This window comes from Frankia sp. AgKG'84/4 (genome assembly GCF_023242965.2).
Lineage (GTDB): Bacteria > Actinomycetota > Actinomycetes > Frankiales > Frankiaceae > Frankia.
On sequence record NZ_JALKFU020001077.1, the window covers coordinates 1 to 1,479 of the forward strand.

The 1,479-nt window shown below is 75.9% G+C and carries 1 protein-coding gene; it reads right to left on the bottom strand.

The annotated features are described in order from the left end of the window. Positions 1-38: 38 nt before the first annotated feature. Positions 39-1,479, bottom strand: a 1,441-nt coding sequence (locus MXD58_RS27410) for an alpha/beta fold hydrolase (RefSeq protein ID WP_250610918.1), incomplete at its 5' end; no start/stop codon positions are given.

Below are 1,479 nucleotides of genomic sequence, written 5' to 3' on the forward strand. Positions count from 1 at the left end.
GCGGCGCCGCGCGTGCGGCGCCGCCGGGGAAGCCGGGCTCAGCGCGGGTCGCTGCCCCGCAGCCAGTCGTGCACGGCCGTGGAGGTGGACGCGGCGAACTCGTTCAGCATCGTCTGGTGATCACCCGCGACGTCGACGGACTCATAGGCGAAGTTCCACTCGGCGCCCGCCGGCTCGGCGTCGGGGTCCCGTTCGGACGCGGGCTGCTCGGGCATCCGCTCCATCGCTCGGAACAGCACGACCGGCGTCCGCAGCGGGCCGGGGCGCCAGTGCTCGAACAGATCGAGGTAGCCGCCCTGGCCAGTGACCTGCGCCTCGGTCATCAGCGCGAAGGCCTGCTCGTTCACGGCGATGCCGCGCAGCTCCTCGGCGATGTCGTTGCGCCGGATGTGGTCCTCGGGGAACCAGGTGTCGAGCAGGATCACCGCGGCGGGACGCCCGCCGCGCTGTTCGATCCGGGTCGCGACCGCGTGTGCCAGCCAGCCGCCCGAGGAGTACCCGGCGAGGGCGACCGAGCGGTCGCCGAAGTGCCGCTCGACGGTGTCGGCGAGCAGGTCGACGGCCAGCTCGGCGCTCGCCGGCAGCGGCTCACCGTCGTCGAAGCCCGGCAGGCTCAACCCATACACATCGCGCTGTCCATGCAGGTGCAGCGCGAGGCGGGCGAAGTTGTGCGGGCCGGCGGGGGCGACCATCGCCGGCACGCACACCACGGCGGTCCCGGCGGGCCCGGCGGAGAGCTGGATGGGCGTCGTCCGGCCGGTGTACTCGCCGACCTCGGTGAACACCGGACGAAGCCGCCCGGCCGCCCGCAGCAGCTCCATGCCCCGGGTGAACTTGCCGTCCTCGCACGCCTGCCGGTACAGCTCGCGCACGCCGCCGACCGCTGGCGCACCGAGGGCCAGCTGCGGCCCGCCGATGCCGACCATCAGCGCGGCCAACTGCTGGCCGGGGACCATCCGGGGCGCGGCCGGCCCGCCAGCGGTGCCCATCAGGTCCGGCAGCGGGCCGGCGCCCGCCGGCAGCGCGGCCCGCGGTCCCGTCTCGACGACGAGGGTGTCCAGGTGGGCGGCGAGGTCGTGCACGGTCGGGTGCTCGAAGACGACCGGCGGCCCCAGCGGCAGCGCGGTGGCCGCGGCCAGGCGCCGGCTGAGCTGGACCGACGCGAGCGAGTCGAAGCCGAGTTCCAGGAACCGGCGGTCGGGGTCGATGTCGGCGGGGGAGTCGTGGCCGAGGATGCCGGCGGCCTGCGAGCGGACCAGCTCCACCAACGCGCTCGCCCGCGCCGCGGCGGGCAGCGCCGCGTAGTCGACCGCCGCCGCGGCCTGCTCCCCGGCGTCGGTGTCCGCCGTCGCGTCGCCGCCGCCGGCCGCGAGGTCGACCTCCCCCGGCGCGGTGGGGGGCAGGTCGTCGAACAGGTGGCTCGGGCGGGCCGCCGTCAACGCGGGCAGGAACCGGTCCCAGTCGACGTCGACGACGACC